This is a genomic window from Pseudomonas bijieensis (assembly GCF_013347965.1).
Classification (GTDB): domain Bacteria; phylum Pseudomonadota; class Gammaproteobacteria; order Pseudomonadales; family Pseudomonadaceae; genus Aquipseudomonas; species Aquipseudomonas bijieensis.
The window spans coordinates 1,659,175-1,678,890 of sequence record NZ_CP048810.1 but is presented as its reverse complement, the minus strand read 5'-3'; the positions used below and the strand labels follow the sequence as shown (position 1 = coordinate 1,678,890).

Below are 19,716 nucleotides of genomic sequence, written 5' to 3'. Positions count from 1 at the left end.
AGCATCTGATCTTGAACGTATCCACTGCGCAAATAGCCGCTCCGTTTGTCACCCAGGCGCCTGTAGTCATGGACTGCAAACTGGACAAGATTTTCTATGGCAACTTCATGGCGGTACGTGACAGCCATGTGCCGATCGAAAAAAACAAGATCACCGGGTTCATCGGTCCTTCCGGCTGTGGCAAGAGCACCGTGTTGCGTAGCCTCAACCGGATGAATGACCTGGTGAAGGGGTTCCGTTTCGAGGGCCACGTGCATTTCCTCGGACAGGACGTCTACGGCAAGGGCGTTGATCCGGTGGTCGTGCGCCGCTACATCGGCATGGTGTTTCAGCAGCCGAACCCGTTTTCGATGAGCATTTTCGACAACGTCGCGTTTGGTCTGCGCCTCAATCGCTACAAAGGCGACATCGGCGACCGGGTCAAGCATGCGCTGCAAGGCGCCGCGCTGTGGGACGAAGTCAAGGACAAGCTCAAGGTCAGCGGCCTGTCGCTCTCCGGTGGCCAGCAACAACGACTGTGCATTGCCCGCGCCATCGCCACCGAGCCGGAAGTCCTGCTGCTGGATGAGCCGTGTTCGGCGCTCGACCCGATCGCTACCCGGAGGGTCGAGGAACTGATGGTGGAGTTGAAGAAGGACTACACCATCGCGCTGGTCACCCACAACATGCAGCAAGCCATCCGCGTCGCCGACACCACGGCTTTCTTCTCGGTGGACATTTCCCAGGGCACGCGAACCGGCTATCTGGTGGAAATGGGCCCGACCACGCAGATTTTCGACAACCCGCGTGAACAGATGACGGGAGACTACATCAGCGGCAAGTTCAGCTAAGCATCACATCCGGTCAAGGCCGCATACCTGCAGAAGCCAAACGGATTTGGCGGCATCCGGTAGACATTTGCCAAACGTTTTCAAGGAGCACCAATGCCTGTTACGCACCGCCTTGATTTACCTGCAATTGAACGCGCACTGCGTGAAGTTCAGGGCCGCTTCGTCGAGCTGAGCCGGTACTTCACCGAGCCACGCGACCCCTTGACTGACGAAGTGCTGCAGAATGTGCTTGAAGGTTATGCATTGGTTGACGACTATGTTGCCCGCGGCGTCGACCTGTTCGATCTTCAGCAACTGAACCTGATGCTGGAGATCAATGCCACGGTGCTGTGTGGCCGAGATCCGGCGCGCCGGTTGGAATACGCCCAGCACCTGGCAGCCACCGAGGCGCATTTCTTCAACAATGTTGAGGGAGGCATCAAGGACTTGTACAACTGGTACTGCGCGTATCGCAGCGAATCAGTCTGGAAGCGTGCGGCCGGCGTCTATGTACGCATTCTCAGCAAGCCGCAGCTGTTCATCGAAGGTAACAACCGCAGTGGCTCGCTCATCGTCAGCTATTTGCTCATGCGTGCGGGTTTGCCTCCTTTCGTGTTGACGCTGGAAAACGCAAAGGGCTACTTCAATCCGTCATCAGTCATACGCAACTCCGCCAAGCACGGCGTCAAGGCATTGTACGAATTGCCCAAGATCAAGAAAAAATACGCAGCTTTTTTAGAAGAACAGGCGCCCGATCCCATGAAGTTTTTTCTCAAGGACAAGTCCTTGCCCATTTATCAAGGTGGCCATTGATGAGCGGGTATCCAGCGTTCGCCAGGTGCAAAACCTTCGGCAGCCGGGTAGGGCGGGCCATCCGCCGCGTTATGCCGACGCGGTTGTTCAAGCGGCAACGCATACGAATTTCATTCGATATCGATGACACGCTCGCCTGCCAACTTCACCATTGTGCCGTCGAGCAGAGCAGGCTGCCGGCCTGTGTTCATCGTTGGTTGGGTGAGCCGTTGCGCATGGGCACACGCTCCCTGATCCGAGAGCTGCGCCGCCAGGGCTGCAGCATCTGGGTCTACACGTCGTCCGGGCGCACGCCGTCCTATATCCGGCATTGGCTATTGCTGTACGGCATCCGCGTCGACGGCGTGGTCAACAGCGTGCTGCACAACCGTGCCCTGACGGTGCATGGGATGTTGAATGCGCCTTCGAAATATCCGCCGGCGTTCGATATCGATTTGCATGTCGATGATTCCGAGGGTGTGCAGATTGAAGGCAACGATCATGGGTTTCGCGTTGTCGTGGTGCATCCGGAGGATGACCGCTGGACGCAGAAAGTCCTGGAGGCGGTCGCCATTGTCCAGGCGCAGCTCGCCTGGCAGCAAATGTTCAGGCAGAAAGAGTCGGTGCAACAACGGGCAGACGCTTTCCTCGAGCCTCTCAGTTAAGGTGGTACGACTCCGCTACTAGTTGCAGTGCAGTTGCTCAACCGTGCGGGCGTGTTCCCTAGTGCCTTTTTTGAACATTGTGATAAAGGCGTTGACCGAGCTATAGCCCAGCTCGGCCGCAACGTTCTGCACCTTCGCACCACTGGCCAATTCTCGCAGTGCAACGACAAGGTGCAACTGCTGCCGCCAGCGTCCAAACGTGAGGCCCGTCTCACGAATCATCAATCGCGACAGCGACCTCTCGCTGATCGCCACGCGTTTCGCCCATTCGGCTGACGTACTGCGGTCGGAAGGCTCGAGCGTCAGTGCATTTGCTATCGCACGAATTTTAGGATTGCCGGAGATGGGTAGGTTGAAGCGCTCACGCGGCATTTCGACCAGTTCGTCGAGGATCACTCGTGCAAGCCTGGCGGCATGGCCAACCGAAGGATAATCGGCAGGCTCACGAGCCAACCGGTTAACCATTTCCCGGATCATTGGGGAGATGGACAGCGTGCATCGAAGTGGACCTTCGTAGGTTGCACCACAGGAACGCGCGTGCCGCGATCAATCAGGGCGATCCCGCGCGCATTCCTGGCCGTGCGGCTTGCCTGTTGAGTCAAGTCTTCCCTGGATAACGGGTCTCCATCACGATCGACAGTGCGTCGGGGCGCCAGAATTCCTGGTCGAACTCCACGGCCTGGTCCTCTTCGCCGAAGTTCAGGCGTTCCAGGTAGACGCTGGTCGAGCCTGGGGAAAGTTGCAGCAGTTCTGCCTGATCCTCGTTGACGGTGCCAATGTGCATCTCCAGCTCGCAGCGTGATTGCACCCGCGAAAAGCGCTCGCGCAGGACCCGAGTCAGGGAGGTGTTCAAATCAGCGTCGAGCAAGCCCGGACACCAGCTCGCCAGCAGTGCGTTGAACTCCAGCAGCACCGGGCGCCGATCAATCCAGCGTCGACGTTGGAGGAAAAATACCGGCTCATCTTCCGAACTCAGGCTCATGCGTCTGGCCAGCCAGGCGCCGGCAGGGCGCAGTTCGGCCTGCAGACATTCGGTTCGCGGTGTACGGCCTTGGGCACTGACATAGTCCATGAAGCCGCTGATTCGCGTGGGGTCGTATCGTATTCGCCGCGGGCTGACGAACCAGCCGCGACGGTTTTCCCGGTACACCAAACCTTCGGCTTCCAGCTGTTGCAGCGCCTGGCGCAAGGTCACCCGGGTACAACCGAAGCGTTCGATCATTTCCCGCTCGGAGGGAAATTTTTCATCGGCCTGGGGCGTACCTGTGGCGATGTCGTAGGCGATCTGCTCGCGAATCCGCTGGTAGTGTGGTGAAAGAGGATCGAAAGGCATTCGGTAGTGCGTCCGTTGGCGGATCGATGAGGGAGGGCGTCCGTGGACGCCATCGATAAGCTGCTTACACTAACGAATCGGCTCGCCAGCCGTCGAGCTGTCTGCGAGCACACTGTCACCGGCATCCGGTTGCAGCCCCTGGCGCGCCAGATCTCGTTGCCAGGTCCGCAGACCATACACCGCCAGCAGCACAAAGCCTGCGTACAGCGCGGCCGTCAGGCGCAAGTCCTTGAACAGGAACAGGCCGACATACAGGCAGTCGAGGACGATCCACAGCCACCAACTGACCACGTACTTGCGTGCCGCCCAGACACTCGCCACCAGGCTGAAGGCGGTCAGCAGCGCGTCGAGCCAGGGCACTGCGGCGTCGGTGAAGCCGTACATCAGGGCGCCGAGCAACACGGCACCGAGCGCGCCGAAAAGCAGGCCGAGCAATCCCTCACGCAAGGGCAGCCTGGCCACCCGGACCTTGCCATGGGTCAGGCCGCCCTGGCTCCAGCGCCACCAGCCGTAGCCTTGCAGCAGGGCGAAGATGCCCTGCAACAGCGTGTCGGAGTAGAGCTTGGCCTGATAGAAAATCCAGGCATACAGCAACACCGCCAGCACACTGACAGGCCAGCACCAGCGGATGCGCCGGGCGGTCAGCCAGACGCCGAGGATGTTGAGCACGACGGCGATGATTTCAAGATCGGACATAACGTGTTCCTCAACTGAAGCGATAAGGGGAGCTATCAGAAGTTGATCGAGGCACTCAAGCGGGCGGTCAGTGGTGCGCCCTGGAACAGGTAGCCATCGCCCATGTATTCACCGGCGTCACGCCAGTAGCGTTTGTCGAACAGGTTGTCGACGGTCAGTCGGAACACGGTGTCGTAACCGTCGATACGGGTGCTGTAGCGGCTGCCAACGTTGAAGATGGCGTAGGCGCCAGTCTCGACCTCGCCCTGGCGATTGGCGTATTTGCTGCCGCTGTATTGCACACCGCCGAGCAGGGCAAGCCCCTCGACCCAGGGCAGGGCGTAGTCACCGTAGAGACTGGCGCGCAGTGTCGGCACGTTGATCGCTTGGTGACCTTCATAGGCCGGTGTGCCGCTGTCGCTGACCCGTGCACGGATCGCCGCGACACTGGCCGAAATCTGCAGGCGCTGACTGGCCCAGCCATTGGCCGAGAGTTCCAGTCCGGTGTTTTTCTGTTCACCCTGCTGGGTGAAGGTGAACGTGCCGTCGTCATTCGGCCGGGAGTACTGGTATGCCTGGCGGATCTGGTACAGCGCTGCGGTCAGGCTGATACGTTGCCAGTCATACTTGATGCCCGCCTCGATCTGCCGGGATACGGTGGGCGCGAGGATTTCATAGGCGTTGGTGGTGAACCACGCCGCTTCACCGCCCAGTGACAGGCCCTTGCTGTAGCGGGTATACAGCGACAGGTTCTGCACCGGCTTGTAGATCAGTGCAGCCTGGGGCAGGAACACGTAGCGTTGAGTGTGTCGGGTGGTATCGCCCTGGCTGTCGAATGTCTCCTCATCCAGACGCACTTCGCGCCCGCCGAGCACGGTCTGCCATTGTTCGTTGAAGCTGATCCGGTCATTGAAGAACAGTCCGTACTGGCGGCTGTCCAGGCGTCGATAAGAGTCGTTGAGCGGACCGTCGTAGCGTGCGAAATCTGCCGGCTCGCTATCGATATTGGCGCTGCCGATCATCACGTTGATGGCGTCGCGTTTATCCACCACGCGACGAAACGCGCTGGTGCCTACGCTCAGTTCGTGACCAAGGCCACCGGTGTCGAAGACGCCATTGAGGACAGCCTGTACCTCGTCATTGCGGCGGGTATCGTCAGGGCTGCGGAAGTCGTAAATGTCGTAGTCGCCTTCCGGGCTGAAGTAGTTGGGCACAGCCGCGCCGGCGCAACTGGCGGAGCCGTAGCAGCCCCAGGCGAACGAGCTGTAGTCATCGATCACCACACGGCTGCGCGCTGCACTGATGTTGCCTTTCCAAGTGTCGCTGAAACGATACTCGAAGCTGCCGTTGAGGTTCAGTGCATCGGTGGTAACGGGCTTCGAGCCGCTCTGGTGTGCCAGCAGTTTTTTCGGTGAGGCATGGTGTGGCAGGCTGGAGCCGCCGAGCAATTGATATCCCGGTGCCGAGCGTTGTTCCTTGGTCTGGTACTCGGCATCCAGTTGCAGCAGGGCATCGGGGCTGATGTTCCAGTCGAAGGCCAGGGAGGCGAAGTCGCGCTGACCATTGGTATGTTCGACGTAGGAATGCAGGTCTTCATGAGCCACGTTGGCACGCAGCCCGAACTGCTGTTCGCTGCCGAAGAATCCTCCCACGTCTGTCGCCAGGTAGCCGCTGCCGCGATCGTCAGTGGCCACCGTGACCGAACGCACATCGGTCGGCCGTTTGGTCACGTAATTGACCAGTCCACCAGGCTCGGTGACGCCGCTCTGCAAGCCGGAAAGCCCCTTGAGTACTTCAACCTGTTGCTTGTTTTCCAGCCCGACGTTTTGCTCGCCGGTGATGGTGCGGCCGTTGATCTTGTAGCTGCTGGCGGAGTTCAGGGAGAAGCCACGTACGACGAAGTTTTCGTAGTAGCCAACCGGCGCGTAGCTTTCACCCACCGAGGCATCGTTCTTCAGAACTTCACTGAGCAGGCGAGCCTGCTGGTCGTTGATCAAGGTCTCGTTGATCACCGAAATCGACGCCGGTGCATCCAGCAATGGCGTGGCATCGAAACCGCCAACTGAAGCGCTTTTGACCTGATAGCCAGAGGTGTCCTCGCCCGTTACGGTCACCGCCGGAAGTTCGGTGTCGGCGGCCTGCGCGGTATGCACCGTGTTGGCCAGCAGCAGGCTCAGGGTCAGAAGATTGAGCGTGAATCGTGGGGCGGATACTCCCTCGCGGGACGTCCGGTAAAGCATATCCATGAATACTCCTCGACGATTGCGATCCCGAGACAGGCGAACACCGGGCACAGGTACCCAGGCGCGCTCCAGGAACGAGCCGTGCTGTTAATACAGGAAAAAGCGATGTGTGCCCTGGGGGCGTCAGGCCGGAGTTGCTCCGGTGGTCATTGGCAAGTTTGAATCCGCGGCCCACTCTTGAAGCGAGCCATCATACAAGAGGACGTTGTCACGTCCGACCAGTGTCATCGCCAGGGCCACTGCGGCAGCTGAAATACCGCCGCCGCAATAGAGCACCAGAGGGGCTGGCGTCTTGAGCAGCTCGTCACCCAGTTGGTCTTTCAGTTGCGTGCTCGGCAGGTATTTGCCCTGTGGGTCCAGCAGGTTACGGGCCGGCAGATTGAGGCTACCGGGAATATGCCCGCGTCGGGCGTAGCGGCTTGGGGCGGTACCGCTGAACAAGGCTGAGGACAAGGCGCAGACCAGTACCCCGGGACGCTCGCCGGCCAGCACTGCCTGCACGCCTTGACGGTCAATCCAGAACCCCGGGCTTTGCTGCAACCGCAGTTCGGCCATTGGCACGGGTGATTCATTGCCCTGGCGCTGAGGCAAACCGGCAGCACGCCAGGCATTGAAACCGCCGTCCAGCACCTGAGCCGCAATGCCCACGCTGCGTAGCATCCACCACAGACGCGCGGCCCAGAAGCCGTCGGTGCGGTCATAAATCACGATGTGGCTATTGGCTCCGACGCCCAGTCTGGCCAATGCGCTGGCGAAGTGATCGGCGCAGGGCAGGGCAAAACTGAATGAGGCCTGAGGCTGGGCCAGTTCTTCGAGCAGGTCCGCGTGTAGCGCACCGGGTATATGGGCCTGGAGCCAACCGTCGCGGCCGCTGGCGACGCGATAATCCTGATCGAAACGCGGCGTCGGCAATTCGACGCTGGCATCGAGAATTCGCAGATCGGGATCGGCCATGTACCCGACTAGCGTTTCGGGGCTGATCAGGATGGGGGCTGCGGTGGCGGTCATGATCCAGAACTCCTGGTTAAGGCAAGGCGCCGTAAATGATCGAGCAGAGACTGGCCCGGTTCAGTGGAAAACCAGCGCGTGTGGCCTAACAAGTAGGCGTGGTACGCCACGTCGGCACTGGCGGTGGAACCCACCACACCCTGGAAATAGGCAATTTCGGACAGGGCGAAATCCACATGGACTAGTGGCAACAAGGCTGCCAGCGTCAGTAGATCGGCCGAGGACAAGGGTTTTTCGCTGGCATAGCCATCCAGCAAGGCATCGATGTCATCCAACGCGGCCTGGGCACTGCCGCCATCGTCCAGCTCCAGCCAGGGAATGCCATTGCGCTCGATGGCTGTGGCCAGGTCGAAGAGGGCGAATGTGCGGTCCGACAGGCCGAAGTCCAGCACGCAACTCACCGCTGCGTCGACGGCACTTGAGCTCCATAGCAGATTGGAGCCGTGCCAGTCGTTGTGGGTCCATAACCCGGGCTGCTGGCCAAGCAACGGTTGCAACTGGCGATGCCAGGGCAGTAGCAGCGGCAGCAATTCGCCGCGCCAGTCGTGCTGACTCATGTAGTCGGTGAGTACGGGGTCCAAGTGTATGGCCTTTTGCAGACAGGCACGCAGATCCTGGCAGGTGCAGAGTTTGAAGTTAGCCAGAAGCACCGGGGTTTGGCGGGGTGCGGCCTGATAGTCCTTGGCGGCGAGGTGCAATCGGGCCAGGGACGCGCCGGCGGACCAGGCGTGTTGCTGACTGAAAAACGGTGTCCAGGACAACGACTCGCGATACAGATCCTGACCTTCCGCCAGCCCATGCACTTCATACGTCCATTCGCCCTGGGCGACCGCCGTTTCGCCGTTGCGGTCGGCCAATACCTGACTCACCGGTACACCACGTTGACGCAAATGCGCCATGAACCGATGCTCCTCGCTCAGCCAAGCGGGGGTGCGAATTCGCTGATGGTGGCGTTTGATGAACACCGTTGCGGCGCGAGTCTGTACCAGGCTGGCTGCCGAAAATGGTCGGGGGCTATGCCAATTGAGGCTGAGTAGCGGCCCGAGTTGCGGGTAGCCGAGCAACAGTTGTTCGACATCGCGGGTATCCAGTGGCGGCCAGTCCGCAGCCACCGGCTCGTGGCTCAAACCGTGCACCATCAAGGCTTCGACGGTGGCCATCAGACCGTCTCCGGCAAGTAGGCGTTACTGGTTGCCTGGCGCCATGCTTCGGCATCGTCAAGCACGCCGTTGTCTTGCAGCCAGTGAGCGTAAGGTTTGAGCAATTCATCCCGTTGCCGGCCCCAGGCGCCCTCGTGCAACCAGGTCGGGGCGATCTTCTGCAGTGATTCCGCCAGCAGCTCACGGGGAAAATAGGGGGTGACAGTCTCATAGGCTTGCAGGGCGCTGGCGGGATCGGCAGCAGTGGCCAGGTAACCTCGGGCGGTGGCTGCCAGGAAGGCGCGAGTCAGTTCGGGTTGCGTTTCCAGCGTCCGCTCATGGGCGCCCAGCAGGTAGCTGTGATAAGCCGGTGCTCCGAGCTCATCGACCGGCCAGACTACGCGCCGTTCAGCTTCGACCGGGCTGGACATTAGCGCTTCCCATGCCCAGTAGCCGCCAAAACTTGCATCAGCGACACCGGCAGCCAGTTGTTCGGGGCGCAGTTCGCGGGTACCACTATTTACCAGGATTAGCGCATCGGGATCACCACCATCGACCCGCACCAAATGCCGGACCATGGCCAGCCCGCGAGGGGTGGGATTGAGTGCCAGACGCCGTCCCACCAGGTCCCGTGGCCGCTGGATACCCGAATCGGTGAGGGTCTGGATTGACTCCAGGCCACGGTGGTTGATCGCTGCCACTCCCCGCAACGGTTGCCCCAGACTGCGGCGTACGAGCAGTCGGTTGCTGGGGAACACGCCGAAGTGCACAGCCCCGGACAGTAAATGATCCAGGGTGTCGCCGCGCCAAGGGTCATGCACCACCAGCTCGACATCCAGCCCTGCCTCCTGGTACCAGCCGCGTTCGCGAGCCAGATACAAACCTGCCGAATTAGGCCAGGGATGAAAGTACTCCAGCATTACCCTTACAGAAATCATCGCTATCGACTCCAGCCTGACGTCGCGTATGGACGCAAGGCACTGTGTTTGATTGCGGCGATTTATAGCGAGGCAATCTGGTATATACCAATATCCTTTATTGCTATGGATATGCCTGGAATGTTCAACGCGGGAGCAAAGCCACGCAGATCCTGGCTTCGCCAGGGTTCGTAGGTTTTGAGGGTGTGATCATGTCGCCGGGGGGGCGGCTCAGTGCGCGAATATACGGCTAGGTGATCGGGCGAGTGGCGGCCGCAAGCCGGATCGACAGATCAGGACTGAGAGCGGGCGCCAGTGAAGGCGCACCGAAGGGGAGAAGAACTACGGTCGTGAACTAGTGGGCAAAGAACACCAATGCACGCAATTCGATACTGCGCCTTGGAGGAGCATCACGTGGCGTAGAAGGATCATCGAAAGCGGTGTGTGCACCCGCTCGTGCCACACCATCGGTGCGCGAATCGAAGATCTTGAGCAGCAGCGCTTCTTCAGGTCGTAGGCGGGGGTAGTAATACCAGCGATGATTCGGGTTTGCGCGCACGGAAAAAGTTTCCCCGACTTTGTCGCGATACACCAGGTCGCTGGGCAGGAAGTCGGCAGGATCGATGGTGCTGGCATCGCACAGCGCTAACGGTGTGGTAAAGACCGGTCCCCCGATGGGACGCCACAAATTGATGATTGCAAAGCGTTTGAGCAAACGTTGCTCGGCTTCTTCCGGGGGCAAGTGATCGCACACACGGCGCACGGCGGAACGCTCAGTCTGGTCGTTATGAACATAACGCACCGGTTCGCGCACTCCTGCAGCCTCTCTGCCAGGCTGATCAACACGAATGGTGTGGTCAAAGATCACGGTTTTGATGGCGCCCGTTTGCTCGCGAATCAGTGCGTCAGCCTCGGGGTAATAGAGCAGGCGAACTTGCGTTTCGTCTTCCAGATCAGGCACCGCACTTGGACGCTCGATTCGCTCAAAGCCTTGCACATCGAGGGTGGCGGGAGTGTCGAGCAGGCGTGCGTTATGAATATTGACCCGAGTCGGCTGCAGGACACCCGTGCGTTGTGGTTGGCCGTCGGGCTGCGCGAATGCGTAATTGACCGGACGTATGCCATTGTCCAGCAGATAGTTGAGCTCGCCGATTACGGATACAGGTGCAATGTCTTGCTGATGGGTTCCCATAAGAACTCCTTGGCTCGATGCGAGCCGCTTTAAAATGATTCCTTGAACGGCCGCAAATCCAATTCCTGCGTCCATGCGCTGCGCGGTTGTGTATGCAGGTACCAGTAAGCTTCGGCGATATCCTCAAGCTGTAATGCGCCCTCAGCGCCTAGCTGCTCAAGACGCTGCGGAGCATGGCTGCGTAAGCGTTCGCCATTGATGCCGCCATCGATCACCACGTGCGCGACGTGAACATTTTGCGGGCCGAACTCACGAGCGAAGGACTGACTCAACGAGCGCAGTCCGGCCTTCGCCGCTGCAAACGCCGCGAACGGTGGCTTGCCCCTCAAGGAGGCCGTGGCCCCCGTGAACAGCAATGTGCCGCCACCGTTTTCAAGCAACGCGCGGGTGGCTTCTCTGGCGAACAAAAAACCGCCCAGGGTCGAAGCTCGCCAAGTTTGTTCGAACAGGCCGGCGCTGAGTTCAAGGCTGGGGGATGACACAGAGTTGCCCACATTGAAGATCGCGACCTTCAGTTGGCCAAGCTCCCTGACAGCCTTGATCGCAGCCAGGATATCGGCTTCATTGCCTGCGTCTGCCGGCAACGCCACCGCATCGCCATCCTGTGCCTGGATGCTCTCGACGACGGCCTTGAGCTTATCGGGGCTGCGACCGCTCACGGCGACCTTATATCCACCTTTGGCGAATCGTCGTGCCAGCGCCGCGCCTAATCCTTCGACAGCACCGACACCGTTTACCCAGGCAACTTCTGCGATTAATGACATGCTGGCGTCCTTCAAGGGCAAGAAGGAACTTACTGTAACGCCCTATTTAAATCGCAGATTAGAATTTTGGACGCTAACGATAGATCGGATGAGTGACTGTGATGACCGTCATATTCATGAATAACTCGAACCTGCTCTCGCGTCGCGTCGATGCTCGGGATCATCTTGGACACGGAGTTTTACGTTGTGCTGAGCGGCCCCACCTGCCCACGTCAGGACCAGACGCTTAAACAGGAATAACCTTAGCGTTATATGATTCTTTCATAATATTTCATCATTAATATAATCATTGTTGCTTTCAGCCTCGACCTTCGAGTCTTGCTGGACGCAACACTGCTGACTCGGTTTTTTCCCTCAGCCACGCCGCCCACCCCCTATAAAGGCCTTTCATGACGTTTAAAAAACTCATCATCGCCGCCAGCCTGTTGTTTGCCGCCGCCGGGGTAAATGCCCAGCAAGCCATTGATATCAGCTACCAGCGTTCCTCGACCTTATGGATATTGCTCAAGCAAAACGGCCAACTGGAAGAGCGACTGAAGCCCTTGGGCTTCACTGTCAACTGGCATGAATTCAGCACTGGCCTGCTCAGTTCCCTGAACGCCGGCAGTGTCGATTTGCATGCCGATGTCGCCGACGCCTTTGCGCTGTTCACCCAGGCTGCCGATGCGCCACTGACCTATTACGCGCGGGAAAACCCATCGTCCAGCGCTCAGGCGATCATCGTTCAGGACAATTCATCAATCCATAGTGTTGCCGATCTGAAAGGCAAGACCGTCGCGGTTTCCAAAGGCTCGGGCAGCAACTTCCTATTGATTTCGGCGCTGAAAAAATCCGGTCTGACGCTCGCCGACATCACCCCGCGTTACCTGGAAGCACCGGATGGCGGGGCGGCATTCGCCAACGGCAGTGTCGATGCCTGGGCTATCTGGGACCCGTTCCTGGCGACCCAACAACTGGATCATCACGTGCGCGTGCTGGCTGACGGCAAGGACGGCCTGGCCGATTACAACCGCTTCTACCTGGCGACGGCAAAGTTCGCCAGCGCGCACCCGGACGTATTGCAAGTTACCTTCGACACCTTGCGCGAGACGGGGCAGTGGGTCAAAGCGCACCCACAAGAGGCCGCGAAGATACTCGGCCCGCTGTGGGGCAACATTCCTTCCGCCACTGTGGAGCTGGCGAACACCCGCCGCAGCTATGACATCGTCCCGGTCAAGGTTGATGAACTGGCCGAGCAGCAACGGATTGCCGATACCTATTACGCGGCGAAGCTCACGCCCAAGCCTCTGAAGGTTTCCGATATCGCAGTCTGGACGCCGAAGGCGAAGTAGGGGGGCGTTGGCATGAGTCGTCAAATTCACCTGTCAGCGTTCTTGCTGACGGGGCCTGTCGTTCACAGTCACGCCGTCTGGCGTCACCCTGAAACCGTCGGCAATTACCTCGATCCCGAATACTACGCGCGCGTCGCAAAAGTCGTGGAGGAGGGGTTGTTTGATTTTCTGTTCTTCGCCGATCGCCTCGCAGTGGGTGATCAAATGGGCGGCTCCCGGGATCTGGCATTGCGTTATGGCGCTCAGGACGCGACACGTCTGGACCCCTTGCCGATCCTGTCTTACCTGGTCGGCCAAACCAGCAAACTGGGTCTGGGTGCAACTCGTTCGACGACCTATTACGAGCCTGCACATATCGCCCGGGAATTCGCCACCCTGGATCACCTGTCCAAGGGCCGCGCGGCGTGGAACATCGTCACCTCGATGAACGACAGCGAAGGTCGGCTGTTCGGCAAGGACAAGCATCTGGAGCACGACCTGCGTTACGACCGTGCCGACGAGTTCGTCGAAGTGGCGTTGAAGCTATGGCGCAGTTGGGAACCTGGCGCGCTCAAGCTCGATCGCGAAAGCGGGGAGCTGGCCGATCCATCGAAGATCCAGTCGGTGCAGCACCGTGGCGAGTGGTTCAAGGTCGAAGGTCCCCTGAATATTCCGCGCACGCCCCAAGGAAGACCGGTGCTGATCCAGGCCGGTTCGTCCGGTCGCGGTCGGCGTTTCGGGGCGCGTTGGGCGGAAGCGATCTTTACCATTCATCCGCACCTGAGCGCCATGCGCGCCTTCCGCGACGACGTACGTGCGCAGGTCGTGCAACAAGGGCGCGAGGCTGACAGCTGCAAAGTGCTGACAGCGGTCATGCCGTTCATTGGCGGCACGGAAGCCGAAGCAAGGACCAAACGCGATCGACACAACGCACTGGCACGTCCCGAATTAGGGCTGGTCACGCTGGCCTCACAGCTCAATGTCGACCTGTCACCGTTTCCGTTATCTGCGACGCTGGCGCAGATAGCCCAATCGCCGCTGATCCATCCGGCCGCTGCTGAAAAACTACTGATGCAGGGTGCCGAGACCACGCTGGAGCAACTGGGGCGGATCTTCGCCAGCAGCGTTCGCGTTCCGCAACTGGTGGGCACCGGCGCGCAAATCGCCGACCAACTGGCCGAGCTGTTCCAGGGCGAAGGTTGCGACGGCTTCGTGATCTCGCCGGGTTACCTGCCGGGATCGTTCAGCGAATTCGTCGAAAGCGTGATTCCCCATCTGCAACGCAAAGGCTTGTTCCGTCGCGCTTATGAAGGCTCGACCTTGCGTGAGCACCTGGGGCTCGGCGAGCTGAAGAACTGAACTCTTCTACCAACCAAAGGGATATTTGAATGGCTGTTTTCGAACGTTTGACCCGTCGTCACCTGCTGGGGCTGGCCAGTGTTGCCCTGGCGAGTCCGTTGTTGATGTCGCTGCCGCGTTTTAGCCGGGCGGCGGATGAGCACGCCGGCCATGTTATCGATAGCTCCAGCGAGCCCGCCGGCACGGGCGAATTCATTCGCCTGGATGCCCCGCGCGCGCTGAAACTGGCGGTCAACCTCAATGCGGTTTGTCTGGCGCCAGTGGTCATCGCCCACGGTCAGGGTTTCTTCAAGAAGCACAACCTCGATGTCGAACTGGTCAACTTTGGCAACTCCACCGAAGTGCTACTTGAAGCCATCGCCACCGGCAAGGCCGATGCTGGAGTCGGCATGGCATTGCGCTGGCTCAAGGCGCTGGAGCAGGGCTTCGACGTCAAACTCACCGCCGGCACTCACGGCGGTTGCCTGCGTTTGCTCAGCGCAGTAAACGGCAACGTGCATAAGCTTGAAGACCTCAAGGGCAAAACCATCGGCGTCACCGACATGGCCAGCCCGGACCGTAACTTCTTCTCGATCCTGCTGAAAAAGCACGGCATCGATCCGGTGCGGGATGTGGAATGGCGACTGTACCCGGCCGACCTGCTGGGCACGGCGCTGGAGCGTGGTGAAGTGCAGGCAGTCAGCGGCAGTGATCCGTTCATGTACCGCCTGATCAAGACCGGCAAAGCCCAGGAGTTGTCCACCAATCTGGTCGAGGAGTACGCCAACCTCAGCTGCTGCGTCGTCGGCGTCACCGGCAAACTGGTGCGTGAGGACAAACGCGTGGTCGCAGCCCTGACCCAGGCGATTCTCGAGGCCCACGACTATTCGGTGAAAAATCCCGGGGCCGTGGCCAAGGGTTTCCAGGCCTATGCGCTCAATACCTCCACCGAAGAAGTCGAGGCCATCCTGCACGACCATACCCACGGCCACCATGCCGTTGGCCCGTTGCTGACTAAGGAGATCACCACTTACGTCACCGACCTGAAAACCGTGGAGGTGATCGGTCAGGGGACCGACGCCGGAGCGTTCGCCAAGGAGATCACCGCCGATGTCTTCAGCTGATGTTTCGACGTTGGCCGCATCCGCCAGGCCGTGGGTATTCAAGCTTTGGCGCCAAGGTGCGGTCGCGGTGACGGCATGGGTGGCGGTTGCATTGTTGATCAGCTATTGGCCCAACGCCACGCGCCTTTGGCCAATGACCCAAGGCCTGGCGAATCTATGCCTGGCCGTGGCGACATTGATCGGGTTGCTGGGCATCGTCGGTCACTGGTCGGCGAAGCTCGCCACGCGCCTACGGGCAGCAGGCGCCTGGTTGATCGCACTGCCCATTCTGCTGGGCATCTGGGAACTGCTCACCGCCAAGCTGGGCCTGCTGCCGGTGCCATTCTTTGCACCGCCGCAAGCGTTGCTCGCGGTGTACGTCGATGACTGGCCACGCCTGGCCGACAGCTTGCTGCATTCGGCACTGTTGCTTGGAAGTGGAGTGGCGCTGGGTGCCGCGACCGGTTTTGTGGCCGGAGTTGCGATCGGTTGGTCGAGCAGTATCGGCTACTGGTTGCACCCGGTCCTGCGCATTCTCGGGCCGGTGCCTTCGACGGCGCTGTTGCCACTGTGCTTCTTTCTGTTTCCCACCAGTTGGAGTGCCAGTGTCTTTCTCATTGCTCTGGCGACCTGGTTTCCGGTGACGGTGTTGACGTGGTCCGGTGTGGCCAGTGTCGACAAAGCCTATTACGACGTGGCCCGGACGTTGGGCGCGAAGCAGGGCTTTCTGATTTTCAAAGTGGCGATCCCGGCCGCTTTGCCCCACGTGTTTGTCGGTTTGTTCATGGGGTTGGGCGCCTCGTTCTCGACCCTGGTGGTCGCGGAAATGATGGGAGTCAAATCTGGCATCGGCTGGTACTTGCAATGGGCCCAGGGTTGGGCGGCCTACGCCAATATGTACGCGGCATTGTTGATCATGGCACTGGCCTGCTCGGGGTTGATCTCGGCGCTGTTTCTGATCCGTGACCGGTTGTTGGCCTGGCAAAAAGGAGCGATGAAATGGTAGCGCTGGCACACGCAGCAACGGCCTCGGCAGGGTTGGCCCTGCGCATTGACAACCTGAGCCACGGTTTTGCCCTGGACGGTCAGCACTTGCCGGTACTGGATCGGGTTTTCCTCGACGTGGCGCCCGGCGAGTTCGTCGCGTTGCTCGGGCCTTCAGGGTGCGGCAAGTCCACATTGTTGCGCCTGGTGGCGGGGCTGGAGCCTGCCGATTCGGGCGCTTTGCTGGCTGATGGCCTGCCGATTACGGGGCCGGACCCGAGCCGGGTCGTGGTGTTCCAGGACCCGACGCTGTACCCGTGGCGGCGCGTGTGGGACAACGTCGCCCTTGGCCTTGAGGCCCAGGGCCTGCTCAAAACCTATTCCGCCAAGGTCGATGAGGCACTGGAAAAAGTTGGTCTCAGCCCGTTCTCCCGAGCGTATCCACGGCAGCTGTCAGGGGGGATGGCCCAGCGTGTTGCGTTGGCTCGGGCGTTGGTCAACGAACCGCGGCTACTGATTCTCGACGAGCCATTAGGCAAGCTGGATTCGCTGACCCGCATTGCCATGCAGAAAGAGTTGATCGATTTGTGGCAACGTCAGGGGTTACACCGCGCTGCTGGTGACCCATGATGTTGAAGAGGCTTTGCTGCTGGCCAATCGAGTGATCGTATTCAGTGACCGACCGGCAGCGATTAAAGCGCAATTGACCATCGAACGGCCTTATCCGCGTCATCGCGACGATCCTTATCTGGTGGATCTGAGACGCCAGATCCTAGGGTTGCTGGGGCTGGGTGAGAGCTGGTAATTATTGGTTGAGTGCCCGAGCACTCTTTGCAGGACAACAGAGCACAAATGTGGGAGCGGGCTTGCTCGCGAAGAGGGGACTGGCATTCAACATTGATGGCGACTGACACACCGCTTTCGCGAGCAAGCCCGCTCCCACATCAGATCTGTTGCGTGCTATCGACCGTATTCCATTGGGAGTTCATCGCGCCATGAGTTTCACTTCACTGCATTGGGGCGCGTACCGTCCGCAGGTCGTCGACGGAAAACTGGATGCGATGGTGCCTGTTGAATGGGACTCAGATCCGTCGCCCATCGGTGCTTCGATTCCCGGGGCCATTACTTCGCCGACGCGGATCATGCGGCCGGCGGTGCGCCGCAGTTACCTCGCCGAGCCCGGATCTCACCCCGAGCGGCGCGGTCAGGAACCCTTCGTCGAAGTGTCATGGGAAGTGGCGCTGGACTTGGTCGCCCGGGAGCTGAAACGGGTCAAGACCGAGCATGGCAACCAGGCGATTTTCGGCGGCAGCTACGGCTGGGGCAGTGCCGGACGCTTCCATCACGCCCAGAGTCAGCTGCATCGCTTCCTCAATCTGTTCGGCGGCTACGTGTTCAGCATGGACAGCTACAGCCTTGGCGCCGGGCGGGTGTTGATGCCGCATATCGTCGGCAACATGGATTGGTTGCTGGCCGCGCATACCTCATGGCAAAACCTGGCGCAGCATTGTGAGTTGTTTGTCGCTTTCGGTGGCCTGCCGGCGAAAAACGCCCAGACCAGCCCCGGCGGGGCCAGCGAGCATCTGTTGTCTCGAGCACTCGAAAATATGTCCGAGGCCGGCGTGCAGTTCGTCAACGTCAGTCCCTTGCGCGAAGACCTGGTTGGGCCGACAAATAATCAATGGTTATCGGTGCGCCCCGGCAGCGATACGGCGCTGATGATGGCGTTGGCCTACGTGTTGGTCAGTGAAGGTTTACACAATGAGGACTTCATCCGGCGCTATACGGTCGGCTATGAGCGGTTTCGCCAATACCTGCTCGGTCATGTCGATGGCCAACCCAAGGATCCGTTATGGGCGCAGACCCTGACAGACATCCCGGCACCGCAAATCATCGACTTGGCGCGGCGCATGGCCCGCCAGCGCACCATGATCAACATTGCCTATTCCTTGCAGCGTGCGGTGCACGGCGAACAGCCGTTCTGGATGACGGTAACGCTGGCCGCGCTGCTTGGGCAGATCGGCCTGCCTGGCGGCGGATTCGGCCTTGGCTATGGCTGCATGAACAACACGGGCAGCGGTCGCAAAGCGTTTTCCGGGCCGCGCTTTTCCCAAGGGGTCAATCCGGTCAAAGACTTCATTCCGGTGGCGCGAGTGACCGACATGCTGCTCAATCCAGGAGCCCCGTTCGACTATAACGGCAAGCGGATGCATTACCCGGACATACGTCTGGTCTATTGGGCGGGGGGGAATATTTTCCACCATCATCAAGACCTCAACCGTCTGCTGGAGGCCTGGAAGCGACCGCAAACCCTCATCGTCCATGAGCAGTTCTGGACTGCCCAGGCCAAGTATTCGGATATCGTGCTACCAGCCACGACGGCCCTGGAGCGCAACGATATCGGCAGCTCCGCGTCGGACCGCTTCATGATCGCAATGCAGCAAGCGATCAAGCCGGTGGGCGAATCCCGGGACGACTATTGGATTCTGGCGCAAGTCGCCGAGCGTCTGGGATTCGGTGAGTCATTCACCGAGGGGCGTGACGCCGAGGCATGGCTGCGTTTTACCTATGACGAGTCCCGGGGCAGGGCGCAGGAGCAAGGTATTGAGTTGCCGGACTACGACACGTTCTGGCGAGATGGCCTGTTCGAAATTACCTACCCCGACACCGATACGGTATTGCTCAAAGCCTTCCGCGAAGACCCCGAGGCCAATCCGCTGCCGACGCCTTCGGGACGGATCGAAATCTTCTGCGAACGCATCGCGAGTTTTGGCTACGCCGATTGCCCGGGTCACCCGGTGTGGCTGGACAAGCCGGTGGCGCAGTACCCGTTGCAACTGCTGTCGAACCAGCCGAAAACCCGTTTGCACAGCCAATACGATCACGGCGCCTACAGCCGCTCCTCGAAAATCCGGCAGCGTGAGCCCTTGACCCTCAACACGGCGGATGCGCACGCCCGGGGTATTGTCGATGGCGACGTGGTCAAGGTGTTCAACGAGCGCGGGGCTTTTCTGGCCGGGGCGATTGTCAGCGATGGAATCCGCCAGGGTGTCGTGCAGATCGCCACGGGTGCCTGGTTTGATCCGTTGGTGAACGGTGAGCGAAACAGCCTTGATAAACACGGCAACCCGAACATGATCACCGCTGATGTCGGCTCATCGAGTCTGTCCCAGGGCTGTTCGGCGCAAACCGCCTCGGTGGACATTGTGAAGTGGGATCAGGCGTTGCCGCCTGTAACGGCTTTCGAGCCACCGTCGATGACTTGACGGTTGTCGCTGTTGGGGATGTCGTCGAGCGTGTCAGGGCAGGATTGAGCCGCGTGTCATGAAACGAAGACCTAAACCTTACCCCATGCTGATGAACACATGTCGATCAGCAAGAACTGGTCAGGAGGAATGGACACCGAAGAAGGTCAAGTAAGTGCCATGCAGGTGTTGGCCTCAT

17 protein-coding genes and 1 pseudogene are annotated in these 19,716 nt (G+C 60.0%); 9 read left to right on the top strand and 9 right to left on the bottom strand.

Annotated features, from left to right (window positions below; all coding sequences use genetic code 11):
* Nucleotides 1–68 precede the first annotated feature (68 nt).
* From pstB to GN234_RS07045, 3 genes are all read left to right on the top strand, one after another.
* Nucleotides 69–830: a phosphate ABC transporter ATP-binding protein PstB gene (gene pstB, locus GN234_RS07055; RefSeq protein WP_025214260.1), complete on the top strand. Its 762-nt coding sequence runs from the start codon at nt 69–71 to the stop codon at nt 828–830.
* 93 nt (nt 831–923) lie between these two features.
* On the top strand, nt 924–1,622 hold the full coding sequence (locus GN234_RS07050) for a hypothetical protein (RefSeq protein WP_109755275.1): 699 nt from the start codon (nt 924–926) through the stop codon (nt 1,620–1,622).
* Complete coding sequence (locus GN234_RS07045) at nt 1,622–2,266, top strand: hypothetical protein (protein WP_411828784.1); 645 nt, start codon at nt 1,622–1,624, stop codon at nt 2,264–2,266. The genes GN234_RS07050 and GN234_RS07045 overlap by 1 nt, the downstream gene beginning before the upstream one ends.
* An 18-nt stretch (nt 2,267–2,284) precedes the next feature.
* Here GN234_RS07045 and GN234_RS07040 read toward each other — a convergent pair whose 3' ends face one another.
* The 9 genes from GN234_RS07040 to GN234_RS07000 form a co-directional block, all read right to left on the bottom strand.
* Nucleotides 2,285–2,731: a helix-turn-helix domain-containing protein gene (locus tag GN234_RS07040; protein ID WP_233459532.1), complete on the bottom strand. Its 447-nt coding sequence runs from the start codon at nt 2,729–2,731 to the stop codon at nt 2,285–2,287.
* A 133-nt stretch (nt 2,732–2,864) separates the two neighbouring features.
* Nucleotides 2,865–3,599 carry a UTRA domain-containing protein gene (locus tag GN234_RS07035; RefSeq protein ID WP_109755274.1) on the bottom strand — a complete coding sequence of 245 codons (735 nt, stop codon included), beginning with the start codon at nt 3,597–3,599 and terminating at the stop codon, nt 2,865–2,867.
* Nucleotides 3,600–3,668: 69 nt separating this feature from the next.
* A complete protein-coding gene (pnuC, locus tag GN234_RS07030; RefSeq protein WP_109755273.1) occupies nt 3,669–4,295 on the bottom strand; it encodes a nicotinamide riboside transporter PnuC in 627 nt (208 codons plus the stop codon).
* A 35-nt stretch (nt 4,296–4,330) separates the two neighbouring features.
* Nucleotides 4,331–6,520, bottom strand: a complete 2,190-nt coding sequence (locus tag GN234_RS07025) for a TonB-dependent siderophore receptor (protein WP_176688159.1) — start codon at nt 6,518–6,520, stop codon at nt 4,331–4,333.
* Nucleotides 6,521–6,640: 120 nt separating this feature from the next.
* Nucleotides 6,641–7,525, bottom strand: a complete 885-nt coding sequence (locus GN234_RS07020; protein WP_109755271.1) for a sulfurtransferase — start codon at nt 7,523–7,525, stop codon at nt 6,641–6,643.
* Complete coding sequence (locus GN234_RS07015; protein WP_176688158.1) at nt 7,522–8,685, bottom strand: phosphotransferase enzyme family protein; 1,164 nt, start codon at nt 8,683–8,685, stop codon at nt 7,522–7,524. Before GN234_RS07015 ends, GN234_RS07020 begins: the two co-directional genes overlap by 4 nt.
* On the bottom strand, nt 8,685–9,602 hold the full coding sequence (locus GN234_RS07010) for an ABC transporter substrate-binding protein (RefSeq protein ID WP_176688157.1): 918 nt from the start codon (nt 9,600–9,602) through the stop codon (nt 8,685–8,687). Before GN234_RS07010 ends, GN234_RS07015 begins: the two co-directional genes overlap by 1 nt.
* 334 nt (nt 9,603–9,936) lie before the next feature.
* Nucleotides 9,937–10,773: a CmcJ/NvfI family oxidoreductase gene (locus GN234_RS07005; RefSeq protein ID WP_176688156.1), complete on the bottom strand. Its 837-nt coding sequence runs from the start codon at nt 10,771–10,773 to the stop codon at nt 9,937–9,939.
* A gap of 29 nt (nt 10,774–10,802) precedes the next feature.
* Nucleotides 10,803–11,537 (bottom strand): SDR family NAD(P)-dependent oxidoreductase, encoded by a 735-nt coding sequence (locus tag GN234_RS07000; protein ID WP_176688155.1) that lies wholly within the window; start codon nt 11,535–11,537, stop codon nt 10,803–10,805.
* A 389-nt stretch (nt 11,538–11,926) separates the two neighbouring features.
* Between GN234_RS07000 and GN234_RS06995 the strand changes: the two genes are divergently transcribed.
* The 6 genes and pseudogenes from GN234_RS06995 (at nt 11,927) to GN234_RS06970 (ending at nt 19,538) form a co-directional block, all read left to right on the top strand.
* Nucleotides 11,927–12,868, top strand: coding sequence for an aliphatic sulfonate ABC transporter substrate-binding protein (locus GN234_RS06995; protein WP_176688154.1), 942 nt, complete (start codon nt 11,927–11,929; stop codon nt 12,866–12,868).
* A gap of 12 nt (nt 12,869–12,880) precedes the next feature.
* The gene (locus GN234_RS06990) at nt 12,881–14,206 is read left to right on the top strand and encodes an LLM class flavin-dependent oxidoreductase (protein ID WP_176688153.1); all 1,326 of its coding nucleotides are present in this window, start codon (nt 12,881–12,883) and stop codon (nt 14,204–14,206) included.
* A 29-nt stretch (nt 14,207–14,235) separates the two neighbouring features.
* On the top strand, nt 14,236–15,309 hold the full coding sequence (locus tag GN234_RS06985; protein ID WP_176688152.1) for an ABC transporter substrate-binding protein: 1,074 nt from the start codon (nt 14,236–14,238) through the stop codon (nt 15,307–15,309).
* On the top strand, nt 15,296–16,294 hold the full coding sequence (locus tag GN234_RS06980) for an ABC transporter permease (RefSeq protein WP_109755264.1): 999 nt from the start codon (nt 15,296–15,298) through the stop codon (nt 16,292–16,294). The genes GN234_RS06985 and GN234_RS06980 overlap by 14 nt, the downstream gene beginning before the upstream one ends.
* Nucleotides 16,288–17,077, top strand: a pseudogene (locus tag GN234_RS06975) (ABC transporter ATP-binding protein). Before GN234_RS06980 ends, GN234_RS06975 begins: the two are co-directional and overlap by 7 nt.
* A 190-nt stretch (nt 17,078–17,267) precedes the next feature.
* On the top strand, nt 17,268–19,538 hold the full coding sequence (locus GN234_RS06970) for a molybdopterin guanine dinucleotide-containing S/N-oxide reductase (protein WP_176688151.1): 2,271 nt from the start codon (nt 17,268–17,270) through the stop codon (nt 19,536–19,538).
* Nucleotides 19,539–19,716 lie beyond the last annotated feature (178 nt).